At 70.7% G+C, this 13,901-nt stretch carries 13 protein-coding genes and 1 pseudogene; 9 read left to right on the forward strand and 5 right to left on the reverse strand.

Translation table 11 applies throughout. The features are described 5' to 3' along the window. The first annotated feature begins 63 nt into the window (after window positions 1-63). The gene (locus tag PV796_RS01455; RefSeq protein WP_274910911.1) at window positions 64-2,202 is read left to right on the forward strand and encodes a hypothetical protein; all 2,139 of its coding nucleotides are present in this window, start codon (window positions 64-66) and stop codon (window positions 2,200-2,202) included. 46 nt (window positions 2,203-2,248) lie between these two features. On the opposite strand, the gene PV796_RS01460 is transcribed toward PV796_RS01455, so the two are convergent. After that, window positions 2,249-4,624, reverse strand: coding sequence for an XRE family transcriptional regulator (locus PV796_RS01460; protein WP_274910912.1), 2,376 nt, complete (start codon window positions 4,622-4,624; stop codon window positions 2,249-2,251). Window positions 4,625-4,780: 156 nt separating this feature from the next. Between PV796_RS01460 and PV796_RS01465 the strand changes: the two genes are divergently transcribed. The 6 genes from PV796_RS01465 to PV796_RS01490 all read left to right on the forward strand — a co-directional run bounded on the left by PV796_RS01465 (window position 4,781) and on the right by PV796_RS01490 (window position 9,879). Continuing rightward, complete coding sequence (locus PV796_RS01465) at window positions 4,781-5,842, forward strand: BTAD domain-containing putative transcriptional regulator (protein ID WP_274910913.1); 1,062 nt, start codon at window positions 4,781-4,783, stop codon at window positions 5,840-5,842. After that, window positions 5,839-6,558 (forward strand): DUF6585 family protein, encoded by a 720-nt coding sequence (locus PV796_RS01470; protein WP_274910914.1) that lies wholly within the window; start codon window positions 5,839-5,841, stop codon window positions 6,556-6,558. The genes PV796_RS01465 and PV796_RS01470 overlap by 4 nt, the downstream gene beginning before the upstream one ends. Window positions 6,559-6,704: 146 nt before the next feature. Next, on the forward strand, window positions 6,705-7,463 hold the full coding sequence (locus PV796_RS01475) for a PE-PPE domain-containing protein (protein ID WP_274910915.1): 759 nt from the start codon (window positions 6,705-6,707) through the stop codon (window positions 7,461-7,463). A 244-nt stretch (window positions 7,464-7,707) separates the two neighbouring features. Then, entirely contained in the window at window positions 7,708-8,103 is a 396-nt protein-coding gene (locus tag PV796_RS01480) for a hypothetical protein (RefSeq protein WP_274910916.1), read from the forward strand. 21 nt (window positions 8,104-8,124) lie between these two features. Next, window positions 8,125-8,796, forward strand: a complete 672-nt coding sequence (locus tag PV796_RS01485; protein WP_274910917.1) for a hypothetical protein — start codon at window positions 8,125-8,127, stop codon at window positions 8,794-8,796. A 213-nt stretch (window positions 8,797-9,009) separates the two neighbouring features. Next, a complete protein-coding gene (locus PV796_RS01490) occupies window positions 9,010-9,879 on the forward strand; it encodes an AraC family transcriptional regulator (RefSeq protein WP_274910918.1) in 870 nt (289 codons plus the stop codon). Window positions 9,880-10,009: 130 nt separating this feature from the next. Here PV796_RS01490 and PV796_RS01495 read toward each other — a convergent pair whose 3' ends face one another. Together PV796_RS01495 and PV796_RS01500 are read right to left on the reverse strand one after the other, a co-directional pair. Continuing rightward, complete coding sequence (locus PV796_RS01495; RefSeq protein ID WP_274910919.1) at window positions 10,010-10,423, reverse strand: VOC family protein; 414 nt, start codon at window positions 10,421-10,423, stop codon at window positions 10,010-10,012. A 136-nt stretch (window positions 10,424-10,559) separates the two neighbouring features. Beyond that, a complete protein-coding gene (locus PV796_RS01500) occupies window positions 10,560-11,129 on the reverse strand; it encodes a TetR/AcrR family transcriptional regulator (RefSeq protein ID WP_274910920.1) in 570 nt (189 codons plus the stop codon). A 71-nt stretch (window positions 11,130-11,200) separates the two neighbouring features. On the opposite strand from PV796_RS01500, the gene PV796_RS01505 reads away from it, so the two are divergent. After that, a complete protein-coding gene (locus PV796_RS01505; RefSeq protein WP_274910921.1) occupies window positions 11,201-12,094 on the forward strand; it encodes an NADP-dependent oxidoreductase in 894 nt (297 codons plus the stop codon). A gap of 55 nt (window positions 12,095-12,149) precedes the next feature. Then, a pseudogene (locus PV796_RS01510) lies at window positions 12,150-12,596 on the forward strand (FAD-dependent oxidoreductase); the annotation flags it as partial. Between the two features lie 72 nt (window positions 12,597-12,668). On the opposite strand, the gene PV796_RS01515 reads toward PV796_RS01510, so the two are convergent. Then, window positions 12,669-13,184, reverse strand: a complete 516-nt coding sequence (locus tag PV796_RS01515; RefSeq protein ID WP_274910922.1) for a DUF6879 family protein — start codon at window positions 13,182-13,184, stop codon at window positions 12,669-12,671. A gap of 152 nt (window positions 13,185-13,336) precedes the next feature. Continuing rightward, a complete protein-coding gene (locus tag PV796_RS01520; RefSeq protein ID WP_274910923.1) occupies window positions 13,337-13,819 on the reverse strand; it encodes a MarR family winged helix-turn-helix transcriptional regulator in 483 nt (160 codons plus the stop codon). Window positions 13,820-13,901 lie beyond the last annotated feature (82 nt).

Genomic DNA, 13,901 nt, shown 5'->3' on the forward strand with positions numbered 1-13,901 from the left:
AGACAGGCGGGTGGAGACTCACCTCCACGTCGAAGGCGACGCATTGCCGCACTCCTTGGCGCGGTGGTCGTTGCCTTCGTGCCCACGGCGCCCGGGGCGCTCGCGGAGCCCACACCCACGCCCTTCGTCGACGCCAATGGCGTTCGGCTCCTCGTGCCGCCGGGCAAAAACCTGGACACCGATGAGCAGTTGGAGACGGCGGGCGGGCAACTGCTGAGGGACCCTATGGGCCAGAGACTCGTCACGGCTCGTACGAGGTTTGGCGTCAGCCCCGGAAACGTATCGGTCGAGTGGTTCGACTTCTCCTGGCTGAGGAACAACAAGGATTTTCCCTGGTTTCGGGTGGATAAGTTCCACGCCGCCATGCTGGAAACGTTCAAGATGTCCCAAGGCGACTTCGACGTCAAGGGGAACTACAGCATCGAAGCCAGGTCCATCACTCACGCGGGCAACGAGGAACTCTACGCGCAGCTCGGGGCGGACCAGGCGAGTTCCCTCTTGGAAGTCGCAACGAGCAATGTGTTCCACGGTACGCATTCCGAACAGATCCCCCTCGCGCGAATCCGCGCCATGGCTCCCGCGGTCATCCGGAGAATGAACAAGGACATCAGCGACGCGGAAGCCAAGCAGCTCACCGAGACGGTCTTGGCGAAGTCGTCGCGGGGGCTCGCGAGTGAGAACAGTCCGTGCCTGAACACGTGCGACAAAGCGACCAGAAACTTCCAACAAAGGTTCGCGATATCCCGTTACGGTCGCGGTGGAACTCCAGAATCCGACGCTTCCGTGGCAACCTCAAAGAACGTCATGAGCAAGGCGACTGCTCGGCGAAGCAGGGAGAGGAGCGAAAAGTCGGAGCGGGAACGAGCGGCAGCCGTGGGGCTTCGGCCGCCCTGCGAGACCGGAGCAGCGGGCCAGCCCGGAGGGGGCCAACACGGCGGCCCGATCATGGCGATGGCGGCAGCGCGTCCACTGGCCGCCCCCTGCTCCTCTGAACGGGGACCCTCGTCCAGCGGGCTCGCCGAAGCGCTCGGGGGGAAGGACTACGGCGGCGTCGATTTCTCCACCGTCAAGCTGCGCTACCTCTCCGACGACCCCGACTCCGGTGGCGTGCGGTACTCCTTCTCGGGGCAACCGGCTGCGCACGGGACCCGGCAGGACCTGGACTCCGGTCTCGACGTGCTGACGAACAGCCTCCTGGACCTGCGGACTTGGCTGGTCCTCAACCCCAACAAGTTCTGGGTCAACCTCAATCCGGATGAGCCGGACCGCATCGTCGACTCCGATCTGGGTCAGACGAATGCCGGGCGGGCGCTGCTCGACGCGGACTTCCGGATGAAGCGGGACGCGGGCCGGCTCGTGGACCCGAACACGCCGTTCGGCGCGCGGTATTGGAAGGAGCTCGGAGTCTCCTCGGGGTCCGTCTGTTACTCGTCGCGGCTGTGGATCGTGCCGGGGGACGTGGAGGTGCGTCAGGACGGTTCGTCCCTCTACGTCCTCAAGGCGAAGCTCAACGTCAAGACCCAGGCCATGAAGATCAGCGCCGTTGGCAACACCCCGTGCAATACCGATCCGAAGGCCACGGCACGCAACGAACGCTTCGAACAGGCAACGGTGGCACCCAAGATCGCGGAGTTGGTCAACTCGTCCCCCGCGTACGCGCCGATCCGGCAGGCGTTCCTGGCCCGGGTCGTGGCGCAGTGGGTCCGCGACCGTCATCGGGACGGCCACACCACGTCGTTCGACCGCCTCATCGACTCGCACGACCTGGGCCCCGCCAAGCTCGGGGGCTCATGGCGGCCGCGGAGCGTGTACGACAGCTTTCTCCGGTCGATCCGGAACGGGGACTTCACGTACAGGCAAACCGCCCGCGTCGGCAACTCGACCGTCACCTACGTGATGCGGACCGGGGGCGTCGACTTCAGCAAGTTGAGCACCCGGAAGCTGAGCGCAGCGCGAATGGACAAGCTCTACCCCGGGCTTGCCCATGCCGCCCGCAGCTCGACCGACCATCCCGCCTCGACCTCGGACGGGTCGGTCTGGCTGGGCGAGTCGGCCGGGTCCCAGCCGGTCGGCGTCTGGTCCACGATCAGCACGTACGTGGGCGGGCGCACCGGCCTCCTCGTCGTCCTGTTGGCGGCGTTGGGCATCGTCGTCTTCCTGCTCCGCGACGGCTCGGCCCTCCGGCGGAAGAAGGCCGGTTGAGGCATCGTCGGAGGGCTCCGTGTCCGCGCCTCCGCCGTCGTCCGCTTTACGGTGTGCCGGTTTCGGGGGCGGCGGGTACCGGACTCACGCGGGCTTGCTCCGCCGCTTCGGGGCGCGGGGAGCGGTAGGCGCGGGCCAGGTGGTGTTGCAGGCGGGCGTGGCGGAACTGGTAGACCGCGCCGGCCTGGCGGAGCACGCCTCGTTGGTAGGCGTCTTCGAGGAAGGCGACGACGGACCAGGGAAGCCGGCCGGTCAGCGGCAGCCAGAGCCGGGAGAAGACCGTCCACTGGCCCCAGGAGGTCAGGCTGAACACGTAGCCGAGGGCGCCGCCGAGTCCGCTGATGGTGCCCAGCTTGAACGCGGCCGTGAGGTTCCAGACGACCGATCCCAGGATCGCCGAGGCGGGGCCGATCACCGCCAGGGAGCCGAAGCCGACGAGGACGCCGAAGACCGGGGTCCAGATGAGGAGTTGGGTGGCGACGGTGCGGCCGTTCGTCCGGAGCAGGCTGACCGGGTTGAGGGCGGAGCGGATGTCGAGCGGGGTCTCGAAGAGGGTGAGCAGGCCGAGGGTGGGGCCGGCCGCCAGGGCGAACATCAGGCCGTAGATGAGGCCGTCGCCGAGGCTGTTGACCAGGAGGGCCGGGAGGTCGACGTGGAAAGGAAGTCTGTTGAGCACCCCGCGTACGAAGCCGTAGCCGGCACCGAACACCAGGCCGCAGAGCACGCCGATGGCCAGGCGGCGGAGCGGGTGCCGCCCCGATCTCCCCTCCCTGCTGCGGATCTTCATGAGGACGCCGGACGGCGCGACCGCCGCGTCCTTGGCGGCGACCATGAACCAGTACGCGATCCCGAACAGGAGCCCGGCGAGGAGCCCCGCCACCAACCCGTCCACGAGTTGGAAGGAGAAGGAGTCGAAGAGGACGCCGACGACGCCGTCGACGAGGGCGACGGCCAGGCCGACCACCAGCGCGGTCACCAGGGTGCGGGTGGTGCGGCGCATTCCGTAGCCGAGGCGCCACCATTCCAGGTTGGGGGTGTCGAGGCAGTTCAGGTGGTGGGCGAGGTAGCCGAGCCAGTGCCGGGCGCGTACCGGGTCCCAGGTACGGAACGACGTGCCGCCGGGGCGGTGTTCGGGGCGGGGGCGGTAGGCGGTGGTGAGGAACTTGTCGAGGAGGTGGTCCTCCAGTTCTTCGGGGGTGCCGAAGCGGCGGGTGTCCAGCAGTGCGGACGGGTCGCTGTCGGGGGCGTCGCTGTAGACGGCGCGGGCGAGGGTGACCATCAGCGGAGTGGTCAGCACCGCGGCGAGGTTGGCGCCGGCCTGGCCGTGCGGTCGCTCGCGCAGCTCGCTGAGCACGGGTTCCCAGGCGGGGGCCGAGCGGCCGCGGGCCTTGCGGGTGGTGCGCGGTAGGTAGTCGGCGAGATCGTTCAGGGTGAGGTCGGTCAGTTCGACCGCGGCGGCGGAGGTGAGGACGTCGGTCTCGGCCACCGCGGCGGCGTACTCGGCCGGACGGCTCGTCAGCAGCAGCGGCAGCGTGGTGGCGTTGAGGGCTTCCAGTGCGGGGCGGCGCAGGCCGTCGGCGATCTCGTCGAAGCCGTCGAGGACGGGGAGGATGCGGCCGGTCTCGACGAGCGCGTCGGCGAGGTTCGTTCCGCCGCCGGGCCCGGGGGCGGCGAGGCCGGGGTGATCGCGGGTCAGTTGCGTGGCGAGCCAGTCCCGGAGCGTGATGGCGGTCGGGTCCCATGAGCCGATGCTGAAGATCACCGGTACGGCGTCGGCGCGGCCCCGGGACGCCAGGTGGTCCAGGACGAACCGCAGGGCGAGGATCGTCTTGCCGGAGCCCGAGCGGCCCAGCATCACCAGCCGCCCGGACGGTATCCGCCGGTACACGTCCACGATCGCGTCGAGTTGGCCGCCCAGGTCCAGGGGGTCGGGGGTGCTCCCCGGGGGCAGGCGGCGGATGTTGGCCCAGTGGTCGGTCAGTTCCTCGGCGACCGTCCGCCAGCGCACCGGCAGCGGATAGGGGTCGTGGACCTGCCGCTGTTCCTCCTCGCGCCGCCAACGGGCGGCCACCGCCTGCGCGACCTGATCGGAGACGTCGGCCAGGGCTTGGTGGAACGGCGAGCCCTGCGGGCCGCCGGCCGTCGGCTCGGGGGTGGCCGGCGGGGCGGGCGGCTCTTCCGGAAGGTCGCCGTCCGCGGTCCGGTGGACGGCGGACGCCAGTAGCCGTTCGCGGTCCTCGGGGCTCAGCCCGAGCGCATCGGCGAGCAGCCGCACGGTGGTCACCCGTGGGTCGGCGCGCTCGCCGGTCTCCAGTCCGCGGATGGTGCGGACGCCCACTCCGGCGCGCTCCGCCAGCGCCTCCTGTGTCAGGTTCGCTGCACGTCGCAGCCTTTTCAACAGCGCGCTGAACTCACTGGTCACGGATCTCGGCCTTCCCCCGACGTGTCGATTTCCCCAGGTGAGGACTCTAGCGCGGCCACCGGCCGGATACGGCCGGTCTGTCGGCCTGTCCGTTTGGCCGCCCCGGGACCAGCGTCGAGGGCAACTGCCGACCGCCTGAAGCCAGGAGTACCCGCAATGCCGACGACCGCGGCTCTCGACCGACCGACCGTCACCAAACTCACGCATCAAGAGCGTGCGGTGCTCCGTGCGGTCGGCTGTGGCCTGACGGACAGCGAGATCGCCCGCTCGCTCGCCCTCCCCGACAACACGGTCGACGACCACCTCGGCCGGATACTCGCCAAGCTGAAACTCCGGGACCGGGCCGCCGCGATCGTGCACGCCTTCGACTGCGGGCTGGTCGTCCCCGGCCGGGGCCCCCGGGTGGCGGCCCTTCCCGTGCAGCGGGCCACCGTCCACCGCGTGCCCGAGCAGCGGGTGCGGATCTCCGTGCTCGGGCCGCTGCGGGCCTGGCGCGACGGGCAGCCCGTGGATCTCGGGCACCTGCGCCAGCAGGCCGTGCTGGCGGCGTTGACGCTGTGTCGGGACCGGACGGTCAGCAAGGACGAACTGCTCGACGGGATCTGGGGGATGGAGCCGCCGCTCACGAAGGTCGTGCCGGTCTATATCTACCGGCTCCGGAAGGCCCTGCAGATGGAGCGCGACACGGAGTCGGTGATCCGGCACGACCGGTGCGGCTACCGGCTGGTCCCGGGCGCGGTCGAGGTGGACGTGGCGCGGATGGAGGAACGGGTCACCGCCGCCGGTGCGGCCGAGCGGACCGGTGAACTGGCCGAGGCGGTCCGCTGCCTCACCCGGGCGTTGGACCTGTTCTGTGGGGAGCCGCTGGCCGGACTACCGGGCCCGTTCGCGGAGTTGGAGCGGCTGCGGCTCGCCGAGCGCAGGACCGGGCTCGTGCTGCGCAAGCTGAACCTGCAACTGCGGCTGGGCCGGCACGTCGAGACGGTCGACGAGCTGTGGGCGCTGGCCGCGGCGCAGCCGTTGGACGAACCCGTGGCCGCGATGCTGATGCGCGCGCTGTGTCTGAGCGGCCGGCAGGCCGACGCGTTGACCGTGTTCGAGCGCACCCGCCGCCGGCTGGCCGAGGAGCTCGGGGTGCCGCCGAGCCAACTCCTGCGGCGGACGCACCGGACGATCATGCGCGGGTGCGATGCCGGCCCCGCCCCGACGACGCCGTGACCAGATCGACGCCGCGCAGCCGCGGCGAAGAGCTGCTGCTGGCGCGGATCTCCGCGGCGGCCGGCCGCGCGCGCCTCGGCAGGCGGCTGGCCACCCACATGGCCACCGCGTACCGCGCGCGCACCCGGAACGGCCCGTTCCGGCCGGTCCGTTGGCTGCCTCCCCTCGCTGGATACGGCCGGTACCGCGCGACGCGGGCGAGTCCGAACGCGCGACTGGACCTGTACGAGCACGGCATGACCGTCGCCCTGAAGGGCCGGATCCACGTCGTCCGCTACGACACCACCTCGGTCTTCCGGCACCGCACCCGGTCGCGCGGCTCCTCCCCCGCCGGCGCCGCCCTCCTCCACACGCTCACCGACGTCGAGCGGAAGCGCCTGGTGTTGCACGGCGGTCCGGAGGGCGGTGACGCGCGGGATTGGGAGCACGCGATCCAACGGGCCGTCACGCGCGCCCAGTTACCCGGCGCCCTGGCCGCGCTCCATCGAGGCGAGCGCGTCTCCTTCGGGGACGTCTGGCTGAGCAGAGCGCACATCGGGGTCGGAGAGCGGTGCATGCCCTGGGCGCGGGTGCAACGGATCGGCACGGCGGAGGGTTTCCTCGTGCTCACCATCGACGGCGCGCAGCACAGATGGGGGCCGGCCATGCCCAGGATCCCGAACCTCTTCGTGTTCTGGGCGCTCGTGGAACGCTGTCGCACCGACGGAACCCACTGACCGCCCCGGGCGCGGGCCGGGCGGCGTTGCCCGGCCGGCACCGCAGCCCCGCGTTTCCTCCCCGTTCCAACGACCACGGTTAACGTCGAGCCCTCACACCGCACTTGCCCCACTCATCCCACCCCGGCTCAAGGAGAAGCAGAGCGATGACCCTGCGCACCAGATGGAAGAAGGCCCTCGGCGCGGCCGGAGCGGCGGCGGCCGTGGTGGCCCTCACCGCCGCCACACCCGCCGTCGCCCAGACCGCTTCGGTGCACCACTACTACCTGGAGGTCGGCGGCACGGGCTCGGCGGCGCCCGCGCCCGGCTGCACCTCCACCTACGCGTTCGCCAACAAGCATCTCAACGGCGGCATTCCGGTACCGGTCTGCTACCCGGCGAGCGCCGGCCCCTGGCTCAACGGTCACAACGCCCCGGACGTCCACGCCCTCAGCTACGACGCCAGTGTCCGCGAGGGCTACCGCAATCTGCTGGCCGCCGCCGAGGAGACCTACCACCGCGACCCCAACGCCCGCTTCACGATCGTGGGTTACTCCCAGGGCGCCCAGGTGGCGGACCAGGTGCTCCGGACGATCGCCGACGGCCGCACCGCGATACCCCGCGCGCAGGTGAACGGCATGCTCTACGCCGACCCGATGCAGCCCGGCACCGGCATCTGGGCGCGCGTTCCCCAGGGTTGGAGCGCCCTGGGGTTCACGTCCACGGGGGCCGCCCCGGCGAAGTACGCCGGCGTCCCGGTGCGACGCTTCTGCCTCCACACCGACCTGGCGTGCGACGCCACCTCGCTCCGGTCGGTCCCCGGATTCCTGCGAGAGCACCCCAAGTATTGGCAGGACGGCAACATCATGACGCGGACCATCGGCCACGACGGCGGTGACGGCATCACCTGGTACGACGCCCAGTAGGACGTCGGCCATCAGCGCTGCGGGGCGGCCACCGGGAAGCCCGGTCTGCTGCGCCAACCGCCCCGCAGCCACGGCGTTTCCCCTTGGCCGCACCATCCGCGGCCCGCACCCCAGCAAGGTTTCATCGTCATTTCAGCGCCACCCACGACGGTGGTGCGGACAGGGCGCCGGACCGTCGGTCGTGCGCCCGCCGCGTCCGCACCCCGCTCCGTAGGTGCGCGCCCTAGCGAGTGAACGGGTTCCCATGAACGATCTTTTGCACAAGCTGGTCTCCGGCGCCATCACCGGCGGGCTGATCGCCCTGGTGGGATACCTCAGCGTGACCATGCGCAAGCGCCGGGTCGCCCGCGAGGAGGCCGCCGCGCCCGCCCCCGTCGAGGACCCCACCCAGGCCATGCTGCGGCAGGCCGAGCAACTGGACGTCGGTCGTGACGAGTTGGCCATCCAGGGCCGGCAGGCGGACGCACTGGCCCGGGCCGGGGAGGCCGCCGACGCCTGGCGCGCGCTCACCCGGGCCCGGCCGGGACGGTTCCAGGCGGAACACCGGGCGGCGCTGCACCGGCTGAGCGAACTCCTGGACGCCGAAGGGCAGGACCGGCAGGCGGCCCGGGTCCGCCAGGAAGCCACCGGCCTTTCCTGACCGAGCAAGGAGAACACGCCCATGCCCGCCGCGATCTGGTCCGGCCGGAACGCCACTCCCGAGCAGACTGCCGTCGACCTCACCACCGCGCTGGGGGACGAACTCGGCCTTACCGCGCCACCGTTGGCCATGACGCTGCCGGCCGAGAGCACCGGCGTGCCGGCCGGGAGCCTGCTCCCGCCGCGCGCACGGTTCAGCGGAATGCCCGTGCCGACGCACTGCTTCCTCTACGTCGACGCCCAGTCCCCGAGGCGCTTCGAGCTCCGCGCCTCGGTCCTGACCGGGCGCTCGGGCATCCGTCGGAGCCTGGGACTGGGGCACCTCCTCTACGCGGTGCCCCTGGTCCCAAAGGTCCCCTCCGCCGTCGAGCTGAGCACGCCCAGCGGTGCCACCTCCGCCCACTTCGAGGGAGACCCGGCGACCGCGGAGCGGCTGAACCGCAACACCCAACTCCTCGACGCAGCACGTGCGTTGACGCCCACCACGGCCGGTCCGGACCGCAACCACACCTGGCAGGTGGCCCGCCGACTGGCGATCGAACCGCTCCCCGGGAGCCCCGAGGGTTCGGTCCTGCTCGTCCAGACCCTGCACCGCCCCACGGACCGCGCCTGGTCCCTCCGCGCCGCCGCGGTACTGGACTTCGCGACCCGGGTGGAAACGGCTCTCGGGTGGCACCCGGACGCCTTGGGGTAGTACCGGCAAGAGATCGCGACGCCGCGATCGGCCGGGATTGCCGGGCCCGCGCGAAACGCCGCCGTGGGGAGGGGCGTTGAACGAGCGCCCACCCCGGCGGCGCTGTCGTACGGCAGTGGCCCTTCGTCCGCCCAGGCACCCGATCGGATCGGATCGCAACGATCGGGTACGGCCGGGCGCCTTCTGCCAGGGTTGAGGGCGAAGGGAGGCCCCATGATCTCGGCCCTCAACCAGCTCGTCGCCCTCGTCGAGGAACACCTCGCCGAGGAGCTCGACGTGAAGGTGTCGGCCACGGCGCTCGGCACGACCGAGTACCACCTGCGTCGGATGTTCTCGTCGTTGGCCGGCATGCCGCTGTCGGAGTACGTGCGCCGGCGCCGCATGACCGTCGCCGCCGCCGACGTCGTCCGGGGCGAGGACGATCTGCTGAGCATCGCCGTCCGGCACGGATACGGCTCGACCGAGGCGTTCGGCCGTGCGTTCCGGGCGGTCCACGGCGCCACACCCCGTGCGGTGCGTCGCGACGGAGGCCCCCTTCGCACACAACCGCAGCTCAGGTTCCGCCTGACCGTAGAAGGGAGCACCCCCATGGACACGCGCGTCATCGAACGCCCCGCGTTCCGGCTGATCGGACACGCGGCCCGGGTCCCGCTCATCTATCAGGGCATCAACCCGCACATCCAGCAGCACATCGCCACACTCCCACAACAGGAGCACGCCCGGCTGAAGGCCCTCAGCAACACCGAGCCGGCGGGCCTGCTGGCGGTCTCCGACGACCTGGCCCCCGACGCCCCGGAGGGCAGCGAACTGACCTACCTGCACGGAGTCGCCGTCACACAGGACACACCCGTCCCCGACGACCTCGACGCCATCGGGATACCGGCCGGCAGATGGGCGATCTTCCACAGCGCCGGCCCGTATCCGCAGGCCCTTCAGGCGACTTGGGCCGCCACCGCGACCGAGTGGTTCCCCGCCAACCCGTGGCGCCTGCGCCCGGGCCCCTCCATCCTCACGATCCTGGAACGTGCGGAGGACTTCACCACCGCCACCTGCGAACTGTGGCTACCCGTCGAACCGGCATAACGGACCCCAACGGTCCAGCCGCAGCGTTACCCACGACGCCAAAGGGTCTACCCAGGCGCCTGGTTGACCAGTCAGCCAGTTGACCAGTCGACGGGTTCCCTTCCGGTGTCCCGGGTCGGCGTGGGGCCGTTCAGCCTTGCGCCGACCCGATGTTGACCATCCAGCGGATGCCGAACCGGTCCGTACACATACCGAACGTGTCGCCCCACATCTGCTTCTCCAGGGGCACGGCCACGGAGCCGCCGGCGGAGAGTCTCTCCCAGTAGCCGCGCAGCTCGGCGTCGTCGTCACCGGTGAGGCTCATCGCGAAGCTGTCGCCCGAGGTGTACGTCATCCCCGGAGGGGTGTCGCTGGCCATCAGGGTGAGGCCGCTTGGGCTTTCCAACACGCTGTGCATGACCTTGTCGGCCTCCGGCGCACCGGCCTGACCGAACTCGCCGAAGGTCTTCAGCTCCAACGTGCCGCCGAAGACCTCCTTGTAGAACTCCATCGCCTTTCGGGCGTCGCCGCCGAAGGTGAGGTAGGGGTTGAGACGCGAAGCCATGGAAACCTCCAGAGTCGGGTCGAACCATCGGATGCCCCAAGGCTAGGCGGGACCACTGACAACGGCCCGGACGACGCCTCCCGGCAGTGCCCGCCCACTCGCACTTCCGCCCCATCGGCCCCAAGGCCCCACGCCCTCAGGCGACTTCCCAGGCCGCCTCGATCATCCGGAAGATCTCGTCCACCGCGGCCTCCGGTTCGGGCGCCTCGCGGGCCAGCGAGTAGGCGTCGAGCACGAATCTCGCGATCGTCCGGCAGGTCGTGGTGGTCCCCGACAGGTCGAGGTCGGCGGCGATGGCCGTTGCCAGCGACTCCGCATGACGCAGCCTCATCAACTCCTCGTACTCCCGCAGGGCGGGCGATGCGTCGATCATGCGCCAGATCGGGGCGGCGTCGTCCGCCGTGCAATGTCGCACCATGGCCCGGATCTCACGGCGCAGCGCGGGCATGAGCGGCTCGCGCGGCGCCCGGTCGGTGACGGCCCGCGTGAGGCGTTGCTCGAAGTCCTGGTCCCGCTCGAACACCAGGGCCTCTTTCGAGGCGAAGTGGGAGAAGAGCGTGGTGACGGCCACGTCTGCCTCGGCGGCCACATCACGGATGCCCACCGCGTCGTATCCGCGTTCCAGGAAGAGCCGCAGGGCGGTGTCAGCGATCTTCTGACGGGTCGCGGCCTTCTTGCGCTCGCGGCGTCCGGACGGCTCGTTCATGACCCTGAAGCTATCAGATACGGAACCAGAACAGTTCCAAAACACTAACCGTTAGTGTTACGGTCCACCGCATGAAGAGAGTGAGCTTCGCCGAGTTCGGCGGTCCGGATGTTCTGCAACTCGTAGCCGCCGAGGAACCTCACGCGGGCCCCGGCCAGATACGCATCGCCGTGCGCGCGGCGGGTGTGAATCCCGTCGACTGGAGGATCCGCGAAGGCCAGTTCCAGGAACTCCGTCCGATCGAGCTGCCGGCCGGAGTCGGGCAGGACGCCTCCGGAGTGGTGGACGAGGTCGGCGAGGGCGTCGAAGGGATCGAGGTCGGCGACCGGGTGTTCGGCGAAGGCGCCCACACCTACGCCGAGTTCGCCGTGTTGTCGGCCTGGGCCCGCATGCCCGAGGGGCTGACGTTCCAGGAGGCGGCCGGGTATCCGTCCGTGGTGGAGACCGCGCTGCGCCTCCTGCGCGAGGTCGGCGTGCGGTCCGGGCAGACGCTGCTGGTCAGTGGTGCGTCCGGGGGCGTTGGATCGGCGGTGCTGCAGATCGCCCGCGACCGTGGCATCGCGACGATCGGCACGGCCGGGGCCGCGAACCAGGACTATCTGCGCGGCCTGGGCGCCCTCGCCACGACGTACGGCGAGGGCTGGGTCGAGCGGGTGCGGCACCTCGGCCGCGTCGACGCCGCTCTCGACCTGGCGGGCTCGGGCGTGCTCCGCGAACTCGTCGAACTGACCGGGGATCCGCAGAAGGTGCTGTCCATCGCTGATCTCAGCGCGCCGGAGTTCGGCGTCCGCTTCTCCGGCGTGGCCGGGAGCGTGCCGGAAGCGCTCGCCGAGGCCGTCGACCTCATCTCGCGGGGCGGGCTCCACATCCCGGTCGAGAAGTCGTACCCGCTCGCCGAGGCCGCGGCCGCGCACGCCGACAGCCAGGCCGGTCACACGCGCGGGCGCCGGGTCCTGGCCATCTGAGCCGACTCCCCCGCCGTTGCACGGCCAGGCAAGCGGGCAAGCCGGATTGTTCGTGGCCCACCGGGCGAAGGGCGGAGCCCTCCACGCCCACGTCTCGCTGACCAAGCCGCAGGACTGGTTCGCCGCCGTCGACTTCGCCGACGCCGCCGCGGCGACGGCGCGGATCGCGGAGGAGTACGACGGCTGGGCGCCGGAACTCACCGCCCTGATCACCGCCGGCGGGACCGCACCGGTCCTGCGCCCCCTCCACGCCCTGCCGATCGGGCACCGCTGGGACCGGGTGCCGGGCCTGACCCTGCTCGGCGACGCCGCCCACCTCTCGCCGCCCGATGGGGAGGGCGCCAACCTGGCCATGCAGGACGGCGCCGAGCTCGGCCAGGCCCTCGCCGCCCACCCCGACGACGTCGAAGCCCCGCACCACCCCGCGCCCCGGGAGGTGATCGACTTCTTCACCCGGGGCGGGCGGGGGTCTACCACCCCAACGGCCGCCTCCCGCACCTGAGTTGGCAGACCCGAGAACGCGGAGCGCGGGGGCGACCACCTCGATAACCGCCCCCGTCTCGACCGTCTTGCCTCAGCCCGGCCTGTACTCCTCGTGCGGGATCGCCCGTTTCCACACGGCCTCGAACGCCGAGCCGGCCAGCTCCACAACGGCGGGTTCGGTACGCCATTCCCGCTCGACCACCTCGCCCACTCCGGAGAAGTGGGTGAACAGCACGGACGACCCGTCGAACATCCACAGGTCAGCACCGGGCAGCGGTATGTCCACCGCCCTGCGTCGAGGGAGCCACCGAATCAGCTCCCCGGCGGCCACGTTGGTGAAGCTGATGTCGTGCTCGTACCTGATGTAGTCCGTCACGGGCTCGGACACGATGCGTGCCCGCCGCATGCTGACTCCGCGTCCCGTCGCCTCGGCGACCGCGTCCAGGAACGGACGCCACCACGTCGACCGGTCCGCGGCGGGGTCGAGGCGCTTGCCGTTCTGCCACGCGATGAAATCGGGATCGCTGGGCTGGTAGGCGTCGCGCATCTCCAGGTGGACAGCGGAGTGCTGTGCGCTGGCCAATCCTTCAAGTGCCAGGTTTGTCACCGGCGTTGTCCTCCCACCACAGGATGTACTGACGCATGGGCTTCGGTAGCCGGACGATCGACTCGTGACCCAGTATGACCATCAACTGGCTGGAATCGATCGTCAAGAGCGCCAATTCGGTCAGGCGGGCGCACGGCTGACGCTGCGCGGGGTCAGGAGGCCCGGGTGTGATGGTCCAGCAAGCGGGTGAGCAACTGCACGAGGTCGTCGCGTTCGGCCGGGGCCAGTGGTGCGAGGAGTTCGTCGTGGAGGTCGTCCAGGGCCTTGTCGAGGCGGCGTAGTTGACGGCGGCCCTTGGCGGAGATCGTGATGACGTTGCGTCGCCGGTCGTCGGGATCCGGCGCGCGCTCGACCAGTTCGCGCTCGGCGAGTTCATTGAGCACGCCGACCATGTCGCTGCGGTAGATGCCGGTGCGCCCGCTCAGCACCGCCTGGCTGCCCGGCCCGAGATCCTGCAACGAGGCGAGCACGGCGTAGTGCCACTTGCGGGCGTCGACCCGGGCCAGCCCGTCGTTGATCAGCCGGTCCGACCGCACGGTCAACTGCGACAGCAGTCGACTCGCCCGCCGACGCAGCCTGTCGGGCGTCCTGGGCGTGCCGTCATCGGACGTGTCCGCGGCTTCGTCTCTGCTCATGGCGCCCATCCTAGCCATTGCGTTAGTCGGACTAACGATATACCTTCACTCGCGCCGCCAACGTAGGCACGACCAAAGCAAG

Source organism: Streptomyces sp. WZ-12 (assembly GCF_028898845.1).
Taxonomy (GTDB): domain Bacteria; phylum Actinomycetota; class Actinomycetes; order Streptomycetales; family Streptomycetaceae; genus Streptomyces.

Bases quoted from the DNA above. Each gene is read 5' to 3' on its own strand.
- PV796_RS01500 (WP_274910920.1), bottom strand. From the start codon at position 11,129: ATGAACGAGCCGTCCGGACGCCGCGAGCGCAAGAAGGCCGCGACCCGT.
- PV796_RS01480 (WP_274910916.1), top strand. From the start codon at position 7,708: ATGAACGATCTTTTGCACAAGCTGGTCTCCGGCGCCATCACCGGCGGG.
- PV796_RS01475 (WP_274910915.1), top strand. From the start codon at position 6,705: ATGACCCTGCGCACCAGATGGAAGAAGGCCCTCGGCGCGGCCGGAGCG.
- PV796_RS01465 (WP_274910913.1), top strand. From the start codon at position 4,781: ATGCCGACGACCGCGGCTCTCGACCGACCGACCGTCACCAAACTCACG.
- PV796_RS01505 (WP_274910921.1), top strand. From the start codon at position 11,201: ATGAAGAGAGTGAGCTTCGCCGAGTTCGGCGGTCCGGATGTTCTGCAA.
- PV796_RS01485 (WP_274910917.1), top strand. From the start codon at position 8,125: ATGCCCGCCGCGATCTGGTCCGGCCGGAACGCCACTCCCGAGCAGACT.
- PV796_RS01490 (WP_274910918.1), top strand. From the start codon at position 9,010: ATGATCTCGGCCCTCAACCAGCTCGTCGCCCTCGTCGAGGAACACCTC.
- PV796_RS01520 (WP_274910923.1), bottom strand. From the start codon at position 13,819: ATGAGCAGAGACGAAGCCGCGGACACGTCCGATGACGGCACGCCCAGG.
- PV796_RS01495 (WP_274910919.1), bottom strand. From the start codon at position 10,423: ATGGCTTCGCGTCTCAACCCCTACCTCACCTTCGGCGGCGACGCCCGA.